Origin of the sequence: Derxia lacustris (assembly GCF_002105195.1) — a bacterium.
In the GTDB taxonomy this organism is placed as follows: Bacteria; Pseudomonadota; Gammaproteobacteria; order Burkholderiales; family Burkholderiaceae_E; genus Derxia; species Derxia lacustris.
In genome coordinates, this window is record NZ_MUHU01000015.1 from 1 (window position 1) to 17,896 (window position 17,896).

At 67.9% G+C, this 17,896-nt stretch carries 12 protein-coding genes; 3 read left to right on the forward strand and 9 right to left on the reverse strand.

Annotation, left to right across the window (positions count from 1 at the left end):
• Both B9P64_RS14495 and B9P64_RS25745 read right to left on the reverse strand, forming a co-directional pair.
• Positions 1 to 1,638: hypothetical protein (locus tag B9P64_RS14495; RefSeq protein ID WP_217808693.1), on the reverse strand; the 1,638-nt coding region annotated here is incomplete at its 3' end.
• Positions 1,635 to 4,622, reverse strand: a complete 2,988-nt coding sequence (locus tag B9P64_RS25745; RefSeq protein ID WP_085316832.1) for a DUF6603 domain-containing protein — start codon at positions 4,620 to 4,622, stop codon at positions 1,635 to 1,637. The genes B9P64_RS14495 and B9P64_RS25745, both read right to left, overlap by 4 nt.
• A 196-nt stretch (positions 4,623 to 4,818) precedes the next feature.
• Here B9P64_RS25745 and B9P64_RS14505 point away from each other — a divergent pair, with 196 nt between their 5' ends.
• Both B9P64_RS14505 and B9P64_RS14510 read left to right on the forward strand, forming a co-directional pair.
• Positions 4,819 to 5,316, forward strand: a complete 498-nt coding sequence (locus tag B9P64_RS14505; protein WP_085316833.1) for a hypothetical protein — start codon at positions 4,819 to 4,821, stop codon at positions 5,314 to 5,316.
• Positions 5,317 to 5,767: 451 nt separating this feature from the next.
• Positions 5,768 to 8,527 carry a TonB-dependent receptor gene (locus B9P64_RS14510; RefSeq protein WP_176256841.1) on the forward strand — a complete coding sequence of 920 codons (2,760 nt, stop codon included), beginning with the start codon at positions 5,768 to 5,770 and terminating at the stop codon, positions 8,525 to 8,527.
• Positions 8,528 to 8,569: 42 nt separating this feature from the next.
• On the opposite strand, the gene B9P64_RS14515 is transcribed toward B9P64_RS14510, so the two are convergent.
• The 6 genes from B9P64_RS14515 to B9P64_RS14540 form a co-directional block, all read right to left on the reverse strand.
• Positions 8,570 to 10,495, reverse strand: a complete 1,926-nt coding sequence (locus B9P64_RS14515) for an AMP-binding protein (RefSeq protein WP_085316835.1) — start codon at positions 10,493 to 10,495, stop codon at positions 8,570 to 8,572.
• 91 nt (positions 10,496 to 10,586) lie between these two features.
• Positions 10,587 to 11,738, reverse strand: a complete 1,152-nt coding sequence (locus B9P64_RS14520; protein WP_085316836.1) for an acyl-CoA dehydrogenase family protein — start codon at positions 11,736 to 11,738, stop codon at positions 10,587 to 10,589.
• Positions 11,731 to 12,825: an enoyl-CoA hydratase/isomerase family protein gene (locus tag B9P64_RS14525; protein WP_085316837.1), complete on the reverse strand. Its 1,095-nt coding sequence runs from the start codon at positions 12,823 to 12,825 to the stop codon at positions 11,731 to 11,733. Before B9P64_RS14525 ends, B9P64_RS14520 begins: the two co-directional genes overlap by 8 nt.
• Positions 12,822 to 13,715, reverse strand: coding sequence for a 3-hydroxyisobutyrate dehydrogenase (gene mmsB, locus B9P64_RS14530; RefSeq protein ID WP_085316838.1), 894 nt, complete (start codon positions 13,713 to 13,715; stop codon positions 12,822 to 12,824). Before mmsB ends, B9P64_RS14525 begins: the two co-directional genes overlap by 4 nt.
• 29 nt (positions 13,716 to 13,744) lie before the next feature.
• Complete coding sequence (locus B9P64_RS14535) at positions 13,745 to 14,521, reverse strand: enoyl-CoA hydratase (RefSeq protein WP_085316841.1); 777 nt, start codon at positions 14,519 to 14,521, stop codon at positions 13,745 to 13,747.
• A 22-nt stretch (positions 14,522 to 14,543) separates the two neighbouring features.
• Positions 14,544 to 16,091: a CoA-acylating methylmalonate-semialdehyde dehydrogenase gene (locus B9P64_RS14540; RefSeq protein WP_085316842.1), complete on the reverse strand. Its 1,548-nt coding sequence runs from the start codon at positions 16,089 to 16,091 to the stop codon at positions 14,544 to 14,546.
• A 126-nt stretch (positions 16,092 to 16,217) separates the two neighbouring features.
• Here B9P64_RS14540 and B9P64_RS14545 point away from each other — a divergent pair, with 126 nt between their 5' ends.
• A complete protein-coding gene (locus B9P64_RS14545; protein ID WP_085316839.1) occupies positions 16,218 to 17,120 on the forward strand; it encodes a LysR family transcriptional regulator in 903 nt (300 codons plus the stop codon).
• A gap of 143 nt (positions 17,121 to 17,263) precedes the next feature.
• On the opposite strand, the gene B9P64_RS14550 is transcribed toward B9P64_RS14545, so the two are convergent.
• A complete protein-coding gene (locus B9P64_RS14550) occupies positions 17,264 to 17,551 on the reverse strand; it encodes a type II toxin-antitoxin system ParD family antitoxin (protein WP_085316840.1) in 288 nt (95 codons plus the stop codon).
• Between the last annotated feature and the right edge of the window lie 345 nt (positions 17,552 to 17,896).

Genomic DNA, 17,896 nt, shown 5'->3' on the forward strand with positions numbered 1-17,896 from the left:
GCCGGCGCTGCGCAATGCGCTCAAGGGCATGGTCGCCAGCAGCGCCGGCGCGGTAAAGCGCGCAATCGGCCCGCGCATGCGGGTGATGCGGCGGAACGCCGGCGACAGCGCGGCCGGCGGCGTGAAGCCGGCACCGATCTGGCCAAACACGGTGCGCGGTTCGCCGGGCAGCCGCAGCTTGGCCTGCACGCCGCGCGTGATCTGCGCCAGCGCGCCGAGGTCGAGCTTTTGCAGATGGCGCCGGTGCAGCGCCTCGCCGACAAAGCGGCTCATCTGCATCAGCGCCAGCATGCGATTGGCCTGCTCCACCTCGCCGACCTGCGCCCAGGCCGCCTGCATCAGCGGCTCCTGATCCTTCTGCACCACCCGCGTGCCGAGGCCGGCAATCACGCGCAGCAGCGGCGCGGTGTTGAGCCGCGTGAACCAGTCGGCATCGGCCTTGGCGGCGCTGAGCGGCGGATTGCCAAAGACCGGGCCGAGCTTGTTCTCGGCGCGCTGATAGCGGGCGTAGAGCCGGGCGCCGACGCGCGGCAGCGCCTCGCTGCCGTCGCCGACGCGGTCGAGCTCGATGCGCAGCAGATCGCGCTGGGCCGGAATCCATTCGGCCTTCTCGGCCGGCTGGCCGGCGGGCGGCTTGGTCGGCGACACCAGCGCGCAGCGCAGCAGCTGGCGTGCGCCGGGCGCGTTCTCGGCCAGCGCCGGCAGGCCGCCGCGCGGCTGGCTCACATCGACCGGGCGGCGGCCGATGGTCCAGGGCGCGACCACCGGCACGATCTTCTTCGCCAGCTGCTCGAAGTCGCCAAACGTGCTGGTGGAGAAGGTCCAGCTGGTGAACGCCGGCAGCGCGATTTCGGTGGCGGCATCGCTGGCGTCGGCGGCGCGGTTCCAGGCCGGCGCCAGCGTGCCGCCTTCCAGCCCCAGCGCCGCCTGCACGCCGGCATCGAAGGCCGGCACCAGCGCGGCCACATAGCTGCGCCCGGCGTCGAGCTTGCGCGGGCAGAGGAGGCGCGCCAGGTTCTGCGCCGCATGTTCGGGCCCGAGCCGATCCGCCAGCGAGGCGCCGCCCGCCACCGCGCCCGAGACCTGCGCATGCGCCCAGGCCCAGTTGTCGTCGAGCGGTTGCAGCTCGCCCAGGCGGGTGCGCAGCTGCTGCGGCAGGCCGTTCTGGCCCGGCTCCAGCGTGGCGAAGGCGCTGTCGCAGACCACCAGCGCCAGCCAGGGCGCGAGCCGCGAGCCCTCGGGCGCAAACGGCGAGAACAGCCAGGGAAACTCGGGCCGGTCGAATTCGATCTGGGCCAGGAAATTGGCCTCGGCATCGGGCGTGCCGGGCGCCGGCACGCGCCGGATGATCTGCGACGGATCGATGGCCTGCACATCGCCGGGGCCGCGCAGCGTGAGCGTGCGTTCCACCGGCAGCGTGGCGCCGCCGTCCTCGCCGACATTCACTTTCACCGTGACCGTGCCGCGCACCGCGCCGGCCACCGGCGAGGCGATGGCCGCCGCCAGCCCGCTGCGCGCCCACGAGAGAAAGCTGTATTCGCCGAGCACCACGTTCTCGGGCGCATACGGCGTGAGCGGTGCGAGTGCGGTGGCGTCGGCCAGGGTGAAGCCGACGGAAAGCGCGAGCGATGCGTTCATGCCAGTGCTCCTTCGAGCGATTGCGCGGCAACGATCTGAAGGCCGGCGCCGGCATTGGCCTTGAGCCAGCTCGCCGCGACCATCGTCGGCACGCCGCGCGGCGCGCCGGCCGGCAGCGACAGGTCATCGGCGCGCGCCACCGACACCGTGCCGGCGGCCTGGGTGCGCACCGTGGCGGCCGGGTTGATGCGCGCCGGCGCATAGGGATTGCCGACTGCGCGCGCCGCCGCCGCGACCGCGCTCTGGCGCAGAAAGCCGCGATTGCTCGCCAGCGCCAGATTCAGCTCGGCAAAGCTGAAGCGCTCGACCAGCCGTGGCGTTTCCTCGTGCGGATAGCAGGTCTCCCAATCCACGGCGATGCTGCCCGGATCGGGGTCGTGGGTGACGGCCGCCGCCGCCGCCAGCCGCATGCCGCAGGGAAAGCTCTCGAAGTCGGGCCGCGACACCTGCTGGTCGTCGCTCATCTTGATGAAGTGGCCGGGCGAGAACAGCTCGGTCGCATGCGACACCGCCTGCAAGCTGCCGCTGCCGATGCTCGCGTCGGCCAGAAAGGCGCGGTTCGACGTGACCGGGCTGGAGCCGAGCCGGTCGATGTGCGTCTCCAGCGGCAGGCGCTGCTGCTTCACTTCCAGCGCGCCGAGCGGATGGACCAGCAGCGGCAGCGGATCGTCGCGTAGCCGCACCATCTGGTCGGCGCCGGCCGGCAGCACCGGCTTCCAGGCCTCGTCGGCCAGCAGCGCCTGCTGCACCTGCTGGGCCGGCGACACGGCCGGCAGCTGAGTCTTGTCATCCTCGCCCCAGGTGATCGGGCCGATGTCGACCGGCACATCCCACCAGAGGATTTCCACCGAGGCATGACCTTCGAGCTTCCACGGCGTGGTGCCCGACAGCTCGCCATGAAAGCTGGCGCCGGCAATCGTCGCGCCGAAGGCCTTGATGCGGATGCCCGCATCGATGACGACGATGAAATAGAACTTGGGCGACCACTGGAACAGCGCATCGAGCGACAGCCAGGCCTCGCCGCTGGCCGGCCCCACCTCGGCCTTGACCGAGACCTTGCCGCCGAACTGCACCGAGTTGGAGGTGATGGCGAAATAGCCCTCGGCCGTGACCTTGAGCCAGTCGACCGGCGGCGACACGTTGACCGTGAAGCGCCGCATCTGCGACAGCTCGGCCGGCGCCTTGTACTTGGGAAAGAAACCGCCGATCGACAGCGCGAATGCCGAGCCGCCGGCCCAGCGCACGAACAGCCCGATGTCGCCGCTGATCGTCACCTTGAAGATCTTGGAGTTCTGCAACGACACCAGGATCAGCAGGTAGTCGGGCGAGATCTCGCCATAGATTTCCGCGCGCAGATCGACGATGCGCAGCTTGGCTTCCACATCGGCCGAGGGCACGCCGATCTCGACCGCGCCCAGCAAAATCACCTTGGGATCGGGCAGCGCAATCAGGATGCCGACCCGCGCCTTCATGAAGCCGGCCTGCGAGCCCCAGCCCAGCTCCACCATCGGCCCCACCACAAACGCGCCCGGTTGCGCCGGAAAGGCCTGGCCAAGCTGATCGAGGATGGTCGGCGCCGACGCCACCGGATCGTTGGGGAAGAGCAGGTTGCCGATCATCCCGCTCTGCATGCCCTTGGTGAGCGCGGCGGTGTCGATGCGCCGGTCGATCGCCAGCAGCCCGCCCACGCCGTTGAGCGTGAAGCCGAAGGACAGCTCGATCTTGGGCATGAAGTGCACGCCGATCACGATCACCATCGAGAACGGATCGGTCGCGATCAGGCCGATGGCGGTCACGCCGATCTTCACCACCTGAAGGTCGATGACGCCGCCGTACTCGCCGCCGTGCTCCAGCTCCTTGTAGCGCAGGTAGCCGCCGCCGCGCACCGGTCCCACGTTGATGCGCAGCCCCGCGCCCGACGGCGGCTTGGGCTTCACCTCCAGCGCGCCGCCGTCATGCCAGAAGATCGACACGCCGCCTTCCTCGACCACGGTGGCAAACGCCGAGCCGATCTTGCCGGCGATGGTGGTCATGATGTCGATGCGGCCCGAGTCGTCGGCCTGCTGCTTGGCCGGCCGCGCGATGGCCAGCTCGCGCACCTCGATGCCCGGCAGCGAGAAGCGCACCGGCAGCACCAGCCGCTTGTTGGGCCCGCTGCCGAAGGTCAGGCCGTCATGCGTGTCGAGCGTGATGGCGGTCGACTTGGCATCGGCCGTCGGCGCCTGCGCCGGGATGATCTTTTCGAGGAACTTGTCGCCGCGCAGCCCGGCCTTGAGCGTGGTGTTGATCGCCACGCCCAGCTTGGCCACGTCCTTGTACTGAAAGAAGGCCTCGATCCAGCCGCCGTCGAAGGACAGCGCGCCGACCGCATGCTGGCCGGTGCCGATCAGCTTGAGCGCGAGGCGCTTTTCGCTGCGGTTCCAGCTCAGCTCGTCGGCGAACTTGCCGCCCGCGTTGTCCACGCCGAGCACGGTCTTGCAAACGCTGTCGAAGGTCTTGTGAACATCGCCGGCCATGTCGGCGAACGGCTTCTTCCACGGCGCGGTGATGCCGCGGATCGCGTCCTCCATCTGCTGGCGCGCGGCCGGCGTGGGCTCGGGCTTGGCCAGCTCGACCGCGATGATGCCGACCGCCTCGTCGAAGGCGATCAGCAGATAGCCAAGCTCGGTGGCGGCGCGGCCGGCAGCCTCGAAGGTGAACGGGTCGGTGCCCAGTTCCTTGGCCATGTTGGTCACGGCCGTCTTGCCGGCGTCGATCTTGGGCTTGAGCGCCTTGACCAGCGGCTCGACCTGGGGCTTGAGGTCCTTGATGTCCTTCTTCAGCTCATCGAGCCGCGTCTTGGCGGTGCCGGCCGGCGAGCCGTCGAACAGCGATTTAACGAGGCTGCCCGAGTCGCTGAAGCTTTCGCCGACCAGATCGCCGGCGCGCGAATGCGCGAATGCCAGGCAGCCCTTGACCAGTGCGGTCCATACGTTCTCGGCCATCGACGTCTCCGCAAGGGGAGGATCGCTGGGCGGTCAGCCCAACTTGGCGCAGGGCTCCGGGCGATCCGGTGGGGCATCCTGGGCTTGCAGAAATGTGCTGTCCATCACGGATAATGCGTTCTAGGTGTTGACACCTAACGCATCAAAAACACTGAGCGCTCGCTCCAACTCGGGCGCCGTCGGGGAGATTGGCCGCATGAAGAAGACCCTGCTCGCGCTCGGCGCCGGCCTGCTTGTCGGTCTGGCGCCCTGCCAGGCCACCGTGCTGTCCGTCGATGACGGCTGGACCGTGTTCCGCTTCGACGGGCCGGGCAGCAGCCTGGCGGGCGCGCCGTTCAGCTTCAGCTTCGGCGCTGGCGGCGGTGTGCTGTCGGTGACCGACAGCTTCTTTGCCGGCGACCGCTTTGCGCTGTTCGACGGCGGCGTGGCGCTCGGGCTGACCTCGGCGCCCGAGGGCGACGGCGGCTTCATCGACGATTTCGACCAGGCATTCGGCGATCCGCGCTGGAGCCACGGCAGCTGGCGGCTGGGCGCCGGCAGCCACTCGATCACCAGCATCGCGGTGGACTCGCCGTTCTATTCGGGCGCGGGCGGCCTGCGGATCGTGGCGTCGCCGGTGCCGGAAGCGGGCGGCGCGGGCGCGCTGCTGGCCGGGCTGGCGTTGCTGGGGCTGTGGCGCCGGCGGCGCGGCTGAGCCCGGGCGCTGCACCGATCCGGCCAGCCGCTGCACATGCCGGTCTAGGTCGCTCCGGCAAATCAACACCGGCTTGCACCGGTGGCCGCTCATGCATTTCAAGCAGTCCGCGATATTTCCAGCAAATGACGCTGGAAACCGCTCAGCAATTTCATTTCCCAGCATGGCGATCGCCGTCTTTGCTGCGTTTCTGACATTCATTCATTTCCATCGATTGGCATTACATATCCGCCAGCTTTGAATCCGGCTGGAATGGCTGTTGCTGTCTGCATTTCAAGAAAGTCGATTCGACTGCATCCGCTATTTCATCCAGAGTCGGAGATCAATCTTGAAATCGAGCAGGAATGGTGCAGAACGCACAGCTTGGGCAAACGACTGGCCGGCGCAGATTCGGCGCCGGCGTTCGGTCATTGCCATTGCGGCAGCACTGGCGGCGTTTTCGCAGCAATGCGTGCAGGCAGCCGACAAGACGCCGGCCGAACTCGAAGCCGAAAACCGCAAATACCAGGCTGAAATCGCCGAATTGCGCCAGGCGCTCGAAGAAAGCCGCAAGGCGCTCGGTCAGCGCGCGCCGGCGGCCGAGCCGGCGGCAAATGCCCAGGCCGAGCCGGCAAATGCCGCCGGCGCTGCGGGCTCGGCCAATGGCGGTGCGCTCGAAGCGGTGACCGTGCGCGGCAAGCGTTCGCCGCTCGCCGCATTGAAGGATGTGCCGCGCTCGATTTCCGTGGTGGCGGGCGAAGAACTCGAAAAGCAGCAGGTCAACAATTTCCGCGACATTCTGCGCCGCATCGGCAATGTGAAATGGGGCGGATCGAGCACCAATCCGACCACCACCGCATTGAGTCTGCGCGGCGTGGGCTATCTGGGGACCGGTGGCGCATTGAGTTTCGATGCCAGCGTCAATACCACGGTCGACGATGTACCCTACATCCTGTCGAACATGGCGGTATTCAACAGCTATTACGACATCGAGACCGTCGATGTGGCGCGCGGGCCCCAAGGCACGTCGGGCGGCTATTCGGCCAGTCTGGGCAAGATCACCTTCACCACCAAGAAGCCGAGTTTCGTGCCGGAGGCCGAAGCGTCGGTCACCATCGGCCAGCGCAATACGCTGATTGCCAAGGCGGCCATTGGCGGACCGGTCGTCGACGATGTGCTGGCCTGGCGCGGCACGATCTACCGCGAACAATCGAACGGGCCGGTCGAGAATCAGTATTACAACGCACGCAACGGCGGCGGCAATGAAGTGACCTATGGCAACATCGACCGCACCTTTGGCAAGCTGCAATTCCTGCTGGTGCCGAATGCCGATTTCAATGCGCGACTGAGCGTGGATATCACGCCCAACAGCAAGGAATACGGCATTTCGTCGAATGGCGGCGTGTTTCCGCGCGGCGTGCCCGAGTACTACGATTCGATCGGTGCCGATGGCAAGCGCATCCGCGTCAATCCTGACTTGCAGGATTCCGGCCGGCTCACGCGGCGCTGGTTTACCCAGGATCCGGGCTGGAGTTATGACGGCAACTATCTGCGCGAATCGAATCGCGCCGAGCACTACCCGATCGCCAACGACACCCGTGGCGCCTCGGTCACGCTCAACTGGCTGCTCGGCGATCACAAGCTCACGTCGATCAGCGGCTGGCGCGATTACCACTTCGACTTTGGCAGCCCCAATTTCAGCAATCCCACGCCCTTCGATATCCAGCGCGGGCCGTCGTCGGGGCTTGGCTATTTCCGCCAGAAGACCCAGGAATTTCGCCTCACGTCGCCGAAGGGCGGGCTTTACGACTATCAGCTGGGCTTTTTCTATGCCGACGTGTTCAAGTCGAGCGGTGGCGAAGGGCGCGGCAGCAAATACGGCTCGGATGCTGGCGCCTATTATGCGAATGCGCAACAATATCAGCGTCTCGATCTCGACGGCGCCGGCCGCTATCTGATGGCCAATTCGCTCAACCGGCTCGGTGCCAACAGTTATTCCGAGAAGAAGGACACGACCGCAGCGCTTTATGGCAGCGTCAACTGGCATCTGAGCGAAGAACTCAATGTGAATACCGGGCTGCGTCTTGCCGCCGAGCGGCGGCGCAATGACGTGAATTACAACGCCATCTACGATCAGGGCTTTGCGCCGGAACTCAATCCGGTGCAGATCAGCAATGTGGCGCTCGGCGGTTTTGCCACCACGGCGGCCGGCGCACTCGCTTCGACCAACAACGCCACCCAGCTGGCACTGGCCGATTACACCGCCAAAAAGTATTTCGGCGCCGCCAGCTATTCGGCGCTGACCACGGCGCAAAAGCAGCAGGTGGCCGATGCCAAGGCGATCCGCGCCGCGCAATTGAGCGGGATTTACGGCCAGAGCGTGGCCCAGCCGTTCAGCAAGACGCTTTACGGCGCCAACATCAGCCCGAGCTACAAGTTTTCGCCGACCGATACCGGCTATTTCTCGTGGCAGCACGGCGAGAAGGCCGGCATTGCGCAGATCGTGGGTACCACGGTCAATGGCGGCAGCTCGGTGCCGGTGCGGCCGGAAAAGAACGATTCCTTCGAACTGGGCTGGCGTTCGCAATTGCTGGACAATGCGCTATCGGTCAACGGCACCGTGTTCTTCCAGACGATTCACGATTACATCAGCAATCTCTATTTCTATGACGAGGCCCGCACGCGCGCCAACAATTTCGACCAGATCTATTACACCACCGGCGTCGGCAATGTGCCCAAGGTGCGTTCCAAGGGCATCGAGCTGGATATTGCCTATGGCGGACGCAACGACAATCTGCGGCTGTCGGGCGCCTTCAACGATGCGCGCTATGTCGATTTCAAGTTCGCCGCCAAGCCGCTCGAACTCGGCGGCACTTCGGTGCCCTATTACGATGTGAGCGGCCGGCGGCTCGCCGGCGTCGGGCCGTTCAGCTTCAATCTGTTCGGCGAGCACTGGTGGACGGTATTCGACAACAAGCGGCTGTTTGCGAGTGCCAATTACAACTACACCAGCAGCTATCTGACCGATCCGTCGCTGTCGCGTTTCAGCCGGGTGGACGGTTATGGATTGACCGATCTGGGCGTCGGCATCGGCAGTTTCGACCGCAAGTTCGAAGTGAGCTTGCTGGTCAAGAACGCCTTCAATGTCGATTACGGCTATCAGCCAGTCTGGAATCTCTACATTCCGGGCACGCCGCGCTGGGTCGGGCTGACGGTGAGCGGCAAGCTCTAGCGCCGGGGCGGGCGCGGCCGACCACCCCGGGCCGCGCCCGCCTCAGCCGCGCGTGGCAGCGCGGATTTCGTCGAGGATGGCCGGGTCGTCGATGGTGGCCGGCACCGCCACTTCCAGCCCGTCGGCGATCCGCGCCATGGTGCCGCGCAGGATTTTTCCGGACCGCGTCTTGGGCAGCCGCTCGACCACCAGCGCCTGCCGGAAGGCCGCGACCGGCCCGATGCGGTCGCGCACCGCTGCCACCACCTCGGCCGCGATCAGCTCGCGCGAGCGCGTGACGCCGCGCTTGAGCACCAGAAAGCCGAGCGGCGCCTGGCCCTTGAGCTCGTCGGCGACGCCGATCACCGCGCACTCGGCCACGTCGGGATGCGCGGCCAGCACCTCCTCGATGGCACCGGTGGAGAGCCGGTGCCCGGCCACGTTGATGACATCGTCGACGCGGCTCATCACATAGACATAGCCGTCGGCATCGAGGCAGCCGGCGTCGCCGGTCTTGTACCAGCCGGGCAGGTCGCGGAAGTAGGCGCGGTCGAAGCGCTCGTCGCCGTTCCAGATCGTCGTGGCGGCGCCCGGCGGCAGCGGCAGCCGCACCGCGAGCAGGCCGGTTTCGCCGGTCGGCACTTCGCTGCCGTCGGCGGCCAGCGCATGGATGTCCCAGCCCGGCACCGCGCGCGACGGCGAGCCGTGCTTCACCGGCAGCCGCTCGATGCCGAGCGGATTGGCGGCGATCGGCCAGCCGGTTTCGGTCTGCCACCAGTGATCGACGACGGGCACGCGCAGATGCGTCTCGGCCCAGCGCAGCGTGTCGGCATCGGAGCGCTCGCCGGCCAGAAACAGGCCCTTGAAATGCGGGAAATGCTTGCCGCGCAGCAGCTGGCCGTCGGGGTCTTCGCGGCGGATCGCGCGGATGGCGGTCGGCGCGGTGAGCAGCACCTTCACGCGATGCTCGGCCAGCACGCGCCAGAACGCGCCGGCGTCGGGCGTGCCGACCGGCTTGCCCTCGTAGAGCAGGGCGGTCGCGCCGGCCAGCAGCGGGCCGTAGGTGATGTAGCTGTGGCCGACCTGCCAGCCGATGTCGGACGCGGCCCAGAACACGTCGCCCGGGTCGATGTCGTAGACCGCCTTCACGCTCCACAGCAGCGCGACCGCATGGCCGCCGTTGTCGCGCACGATGCCCTTGGGTTGGCCGGTCGTGCCCGAGGTGTAGAGGATGTAGAGCGGATCGGTCGCGGCCACCGGCACGCAGTCGGCCGGCGTGGCGGCGGCCATGCTGGCGAGCCAGTCGTGATCGCGGCCGGCTTGCAGCGCGGCTGCGCATTGCGCGCGTTGCAGCACGACCACCGCCGGCACCTTGTGCGTGGCGCGGTCGAGCGCGGCGTCGAGCAGCGGCTTGTACTCGACCACGCGGTTCGGCTCGATGCCGCACGAGGCCGTGACCACCGCCTTCGGCGTGCAATCGTCGATGCGCGAGGCCAGCTCCGGCGCGGCAAAGCCGCCGAACACCACCGAATGCACCGCGCCCAGCCGGGCGCAGGCCAGCATCGCCACCACCGCCTCGATGACCATCGGCATGTAGATGACGACGCGGTCGCCCCGGCCCACGCCGAGCGCGCGCAGCACGCCGGCAAAGCGCGCCGTCTGCGCCAGCAAGGCGGCATACGAAACGCGGGTTTGCACGCCGGCATAGGCGCTGTCGTGGATGAGCGCGGTACGGCTCCCGTGGCCCGCGCGCACATGACGGTCGAGCGCGTTGAAGCAGGTGTTCAGCTCGGCGCCCGCAAACCAGCGGTTGAACGGCGAGCGGCGCGCGTCGAGCACGCTGTCCCAGCGCCGGCTCCAGTCGATGGCTTCGGCGCGCTCGGCCCAGAACGCGGCTGGGTCGGCGCTGGCGGCGGCTTGCAGCCGGTCGAGTGCGCCGGGCACCTGCGTTTCGGGCGCGCGAACGTCTTCCGCCACGGAAATTTCCATGCTTGTCTCCTCGGTCCAGCGATGGGGCCGGGCCGGTCTGCTGCCGGCTGCGGCGGGATGGGCATGGCGAGCGCCAGGCCCGGCGTTCGGGTCAGAACGCGTAGTGGTCGAGCTGGCGCGCGATGACCATGCGCTGGATTTCGCTCGTGCCTTCGTAGATCTGGGTGATGCGCGCGTCGCGGTAATAGCGCTCGACCGCGTAGTCGGCCAGATAGCCGTAGCCGCCGTGAATCTGCACCGCCGCCGAGCACACGCGCTCGGCCATCTCGGACGCAAACAGCTTGGCCTGCGAGGCTTCGGACAGGCAGGGCTGGCCGGCCGTGCGCAGCCGCGCCGCATGCAGGATGAGCAGCCGTGCCGCATTGAGCTGGGTGTGCATGTCGGCGAGCTTCTCGGCAATAGGCGCGTGCTCGGCGATCGGCTTGCCGAACTGCACCCGCTCGCGCGAATAGCGCAGCGCGGCCTCGAAGGCGGCGCGCGCAATGCCCAGCGCCTGCGCCGCGATGCCGATGCGCCCGCCCTCAAGATTGGACAGCGCAATCGCCAGCCCGCGATTGCGTTCGCCGAGCAGGTTCTCGGCCGGCACGCGCACATGGTCGAGCGTGACCGCGCAGGTATCCGACGCGCGGATGCCCATCTTGTGCTCGACGCGGTTGATGACGAAGCCCGGCGTCGCGGTCGGCACCAGGAAGGCCGACAGCCCCTTCTTGCCAAGCTCGGGATCGGTGACGGCGAACACGATGGCAAGCCTCGCGCGCTTGGCATTGCTGACGAACTGCTTGGCGCCGTCGATGATCCATTCGCCATTGCGCAGCACGGCGCGGGTGCGCAGGTTGTGCGCTTCCGAGCCGGCCTGGGGCTCGGTCAGGCAGAAGCAGCCGATGGCCGCGCCGCTGGCGAGTTGCGGCAGCCATTCGCGCTTCTGCGCTTCGGTGCCGTGGCCCAGGATCGGCCCGCAGCCGACCGAGTTGTGGATGCTCATCAGCGCGCCGAGCGCGCCGTCGCCGGCCGAGATTTCCTCGACCGCGAGCGCATAGGCCACGTAGTCGGTATAGGCGCCGCCCCATTCCTCGGGCACGACCATGCCGAGCAGGCCGAGCGCGCCCATCTGGGCCACGGTGTCGTCGCCGATCCAGCCGTCGCGTTCCCAGGCTTCGGCGTGCGGCGCGACCTCGTTGCGCGCAAAGTCGCGCGCCATGTCGCGGATCATCCGCTGGTCTTCGCTCAGTTCGAGGTCATGCATGGCTCACCTCCTCGAGCGGCGCGAAGAAGCCCTGCACCTCGGCGGCGGGCACGTCTTCGATGGACGCATGGCGCCAGCGCGGCGCGTTGTCCTTGTCGACCAGCAGCGCGCGCACGCCCTCGATGAAATCGCCGCGCGGCAGCCAGTGGCCGGTCATGGCCAGCTCCATCGCAAAGCAGTCTTCGAGGCGCATCTTCTGGCCGCGCCTGAGCTGCTCGAAGGTGACCAGCACCGCGAGGGGCGAGCGCGCGCGCAGCAGCGCCAGCGTGTCGCGCGCCCAGGCGTCGTCTTCATCGGCCGCGAGCGACGCGAAGATCGCCGCCACATCGGGCTGGCCGAAGTGATGGTCGATGCGCGCATGCAGCGCCGGCAGGCTGGCAGCCGTGGGCGGCGCGACCAGCCCGCTGTTGACGGCGTTGGCCGTCACGCCGAACCGGTCGGCGAGCGCATCGAGCAGCACCGCGCGCAGCGCGCTCTGCCAGGCGATGCCCGCGAGCGCCTCGACCACCGCATCGGCGTCGTCGCTGCTGGCGAGGCAATCGGCCAGCCCGCAATACACCGCGTCGGCGCCGTTGATGCGCTGCCCGGTGAGGCCAAGGTAAAGCCCGAGCGCCCCCGGCAGCCGCGACAGGAACCAGCTGCCGCCCACGTCCGGAAAGAAGCCGATGCCCACCTCCGGCATGGCGATGCGCGTGCGCTCGGTGGCGATGCGCAGCGCCGCGCCCTGCGCGAGGCCCATGCCGCCGCCCATCACGATGCCGTCCATCCACGCGATCACCGGCTTGGGATAGCGGTGGATGAACACGTCGAGCCGGTATTCCTCGCTGAAGAAGGCCTGCGGCGCATCGCTGCCGGCCAGTTGCGCATCGCGCAGGGCGCGCACATCGCCGCCGGCGCAGAAGGCCTTGTCGCCGGCGCCACGCAGCAGCACCGCCTGCACCGATGGGTCTGCCGCCCAGGCGTCGAGCTGGCGCTGGAGCGCGCGGATCATGTCGAGCGTCAGCGCATTGAGCGCCGCCGTGCGGTCGAGCGTGAGGATGCCGAGCGCGCCCCGGCGTTCGGCACGCACATGGCTGGCGGCGTTCATGCGCCCTCCGGCTGGTAGTTGCGCACCAGGGCCGAGAAGTCGAGCCGGCCGTGCCCCGCATGGCTGAAGCCCTGATAGAGCTGCTGCGCCAGCGCGCCCATCGGCACCGGCTGCTTCGCAAGGCGCGCGGCCTCGGTGGCAAGGCCCAGGTCCTTGAGCATCAGGTCGGTGCCGAAGCCGCCGCTGTAGCCGCGCGCGGCGGGCGCCGTGGGCACCACGCCGGGCCACGGGTTGTAGACCTCGCTGCTCCAGCAGCGTCCGCTCGACGTGTTGATGATGCCGGCCAGCGTGACCGGGTCCATGCCCAGCGCCACGCCGAGCGCCATCGCCTCGGACACGCCGGCCATCGAGATGCCGAGCAGCATGTTGTTGGCCACCTTGGCGACCTGACCGTTGCCGCTCGCGCCGCAATGCACGATGTTGCGGCCCATCGCGGCGAGCAGCGGTTTGGCCTGCGCAAACACCGCCTCGTCGCCGCCGACCATGAAGGTGAGCGTGCCGGCCTCGGCGCCGCCGGTGCCACCCGAGACCGGCGCGTCGAGCAGCGCCAGCCCGGCCTGCGCGGCGGCGGCCGCGACCTCGCGCGCGGTGAACGGATCGATGGTCGAGCAGTCGATGAGCAGGCAGCCCGGCGCGGCGTTGGCGACGAGCCCGTCGGCGCCCAGGTACACGCCGCGCACATGCGCCGCCGCCGGCAGCATGGTGACGATGACTTCCACCTTGCTCGCGGCAATCGCGCCCGGCGAGGCGCCCGCTTGCGCGCCGGCCTGCACCAGCGCCGCCACCGCCTCGGCCTGCACGTCAAAAACCACCAGCTCGTGGCCGGCCTTCAGCAGGTTGCGCGCCATCGGCCCGCCCATGTTGCCCAGGCCCAGGAATCCGATCTTCATGCTCTTGTCTCCTCCGGTGGATACCGCGCTCAGCGGTGCTTGAACTGCGGCGGACGCTTCTCGACGAAGGCGGTCATGCCTTCCTTCTGGTCGTCGGTGGCAAAGGTGGAATGGAACAGCCGGCGCTCGAAATGCACGCCCTCGGCGAGCGTGGTTTCGTAGGCGCGATTGACCGCGTCCTTGGCCATCATCGTGATCGGGCGCGAGAGTTCGCTGATGCGCTTCGCGACCTTGAGCGCCTCGGGCAGCAGCTCGTCGGCGGGCAGCACGCGGCTCACGAGTCCGGCGCGCTCGGCCTCGGCCGCGTCCATCGTGCGGCCGGTCAGCACCATTTCCATCGCCTTGCTCTTGCCCACAAAACGCGTGAGCCGCTGGGTGCCGCCGGCGCCCGGAATGGTGCCGATGGTGATTTCCGGCTGGCCGAACTTGGCGGTGTCGGCCGCGAGAATGAAGTCGCACATCATCGCCAGCTCGCAGCCGCCGCCGAGGGCGTAGCCGGCCACGGCCGCAATCGTCGGCTTGCGGAAGCGCGCGATGCGCTCCCAGGTGGCGGTGATGAAGTCGGCGCCGTACACATCCATGTAGCTCCAGTCCTTCATCACCTTGATGTCGGCGCCCGCCGCAAAGGCCTTGGCGCTGCCGGTGACGACCACCGCGCCGATGCCGTCGTCGGCTTCGAGCTGGTCGAGCGCCAGGCCAAGCTCGCGCGTCAGGTCGGGCGACAGCGCATTCAGCGCCTTGGGCCGGTTGAGCGTGATGAGCGCGACGGCGTCGTGGAACTCGACAAAGAGGTTTTCGAAGGTCAGGTTTTCGCGGGACATGGAAGGCTCACTTGAGGGCGATGGTGGTATTCACGCCGCCGGTCGAGTCGTCGTCGAACCAGCGCTGCGTGACCGTCTTGCTCTGGGTGTAGAACAAGACGACCTGCTTACCATACGGTCCTAGATCGCCTAGTTTCGACGCGCGCGACCCGCTGAACGAGAACAGCGGCACCGGCACCGGAATCGGCACGTTGATGCCGACCTGACCCACGTCGATCTCCTCCTGGAACTTGCGCGCCGCCGCGCCCGACTGCGTGAACACCGCCGTGCCGTTGCCATTGGGATTGGCGTTGACGAAGGCAATCGCCTCGTCGAGCGACGCGGCCTCGACGATGACCAGCACCGGGCCGAAGATTTCCTGCTCGTAGATGCTCATGCCCGGCTTCACGCCGCTGAAGATCGTCGGGCCGACGAAGTTGCCCTGGGCATGGCCCGGCACTTCGGGCGCGCGACCGTCCAGCTCCAGCGTCGCGCCCTCGGCGATGCCTTGCTCGATGAGCCCGGTCACGCGCGCCAGCGCCTGCTTCGACACCAGCGGGCCCACGTCCACGCCGGGCTGGTTGCCGGGGCCGACCTTGAGCGTTTTCGCCTTGGCGACGAGGTCCGGAATCCAGTCGCGCGCCGCGCCCACCAGCACGGCCGTGGTCAGCGCCATGCAGCGCTGGCCGGCGGCGCCAAAGGCCGCGCCCACCAGCGCATTGAGCGTCTGCTCGCGGTGCGCGTCGGGCAGGATCACGCCGTGATTCTTGGCGCCCATCATGCATTGGGCGCGCTTGCCGGCCTGCGTCGCGCGGTTGTAGACATGGGTGCCCACGCGCGTCGAGCCGACGAAGGACACGGCCTTGATGTCGCGGTGGTCGCAGATCGCGTTGACCGCGTCTTCGCCACCGTGGATGACGTTGAGCACGCCGGGCGGCAGACCCGCTTCGAGCGCCAGCTCCGCGAGCCGCATCGTCACCATCGGATCCTGCTCGGACGGCTTGAGCACGAAGGTGTTGCCGCAGGCGATCGCCATCGGAAACATCCACAGCGGAATCATCGCGGGGAAGTTGAACGGCGTGATGCCGGCGCAGACGCCGAGCGGTTGCAGCAGCGTGTAGGTATCGACGCCGCCGGCCACGTTGTTGGCCAGCTCGCCGAGTTGCAGGTTGCCGATGGCGGCCGCGTGCTCCACCACCTCCAGGCCGCGGAACACGTCGCCCTCGGCATCGGGCAGCGTCTTGCCCTGCTCGGCGGTCAGGATCGCGGCCAGCTCCTTCATGTTTTCGCGGATGAGCTGCTGGAGCTTGAGGAAGACGCGGGCGCGCGCGCCGATGGCGGTGCTGCGCCAGGTCTTGAACGCGGTCTTGGCGCTTGCGACCGCAGCGTCGATTTCCTCCGGCGTGGCGAAGGGCACGCGCGCCAGCACTTCCTGCGTGGCGGGGTTGACCACGTCGCGCCAGACCGTGGTGGTCGATTCGACCAGCCGGCCGCCGATCAGCAGCTTGACGGTCGGCACCGATGAGGCGGCGGCTTGCGGTGCCAGCTGGGCCGGCGTGGCGATTTCGTTGGGCATGGCGTCGTCCTCCGTGAGATTGACGGCCATGCTAGGTGTGCAAATTTCCAGAGACAATGGCGCTCAGCGCAGCTTCGATCTGCAAAAATCCACAGCAATCCGCCGTCAAAACAAGGGATTCCGCGCATGGACTGGGACAACCTCCGCTACTTCCTGGAGCTGACGCGCAGCGGTCGGCTGGCGGTGGCGGCGCGCCGGCTGGGTGTCGATCACACGACCGTGTCGCGGCGCGTGCAGGCGCTCGAAGCCGAAGTCGGCCAGCCGCTGTTCTCGCGCGATGCCGGCGGCCATGCGCTCACCGAAGCCGGCCGCCGCCTGCTGCCGCAGGCCGAGCTGATGGAAAGCGCCTGCCTCGCCATCGAGGTGCAGCGCGAGGCCAGCGCGGCCGGCCTTGGCGAGCGGCTGTCGGGGCTGGTGCGCGTCGGCGCGACCGAGGGCTTTGGCACCGTGGTGCTGGCGCCGGCGCTCGCCGCGCTCACGCGCCAGCATCCCAACCTCGCCATCGACCTGCTCGCGGTGCCGCGTCTGGTCAACCTGTCGCGGCGCGAGGCCGACATCGTCGTGACGCTGGAGCGGCCGTCGCGCGGGCCCTATGTGTTCACGCGCCTGACCGACTACGCGCTGCGCGCCTATGCCTCGCGCGACTACCTCGCCGCGCACCCGCCGATTGCCAGCGTGGACGACCTGCGGCGGCATGGCTTTGTCAGCTATATCGACGACCTGCTGTTCAGCCGCGAATTGCATTACCTCGATGAACTCTGCCGGCCCGAGCGGATTGCGCTGCGCAGTACCAGCGTGCTTGCGCAGAAGGAGGCGACGGCGGCCGGGGCGGGGATTGCGATTCTTCCGGCGTTTCTCGCGGACAGCGATGCGCGATTGGTTCCGGTATTGCCGGAGGCGACGCGGGTGATCCGCACCTTCTGGATGACGATGCCGGAGGAGATTCGGCATCTGGCGCGGATGCGGGCGACCTGGGATTTCCTCAAGGCGCGGGTGGAGGCGGGGCGGGGTGGGTTGCTCGCTGAATGAATTCGGCAATGCCCGCGCAATCGGAATTTCTTGAATTACAAATGCCGCGCCATGCTCATTCTCTGATGAAAAAGGTTTCGCCGGTGTAGCGAAGAATGTCGATGAAATCCTGCCGAGCCTTGCGCGAAAGCCGAATTGGCGCTTTATGGGCGGACATCGGGATTGACGGGGTCTGCGCTGTGCATTGCCTTGCGGGCGCTTTCGGCAATGGCGTCCAGTTCTGCGGCGGAATAGGGCAGGCTTTCCCCTCGATCCAATTCACCGACACCTTCCGCAACGGCAGCTTGCCAGGCGGCCAGACGGGTTTCCTCGGCTTTCATGCGACGAATGGCATCGCGAATGACTTCTGTGGCATTGCCGTAATCGCCGCTGGCGACCTTGCCCTTGATGAAGCTTTCCATTTCGGGCGACAAATTGATGTGCATGGTCATGATTCACCTCGGATATATATATGAAATATACACAGCATGGACATGCCTGGGGGAGCTGGAAGGCGCGTCAAGCCGGTGAACTGCCCGACAGCACGCCGCTCCCACCCACCCCAAACCCCCGCCGATACCCCGTTGGCGTCGTCCCCAACACCCGCGCCAACTGCTGCCGCAACGCATTCGCCGAGCCAAACCCCGCCTGCTGCGCCACCACCTCCACCGGCCGCCCATCCCCACCGTCCACCAGCCCACCCTCCCCGACCAGCCTCCGCCCGCGCACGCAAGCCCCAAAGCCTCCCTCGGTGCACGCCGTGATGTGCCGCGGTGAGACGCGACTGATCGGGTTGA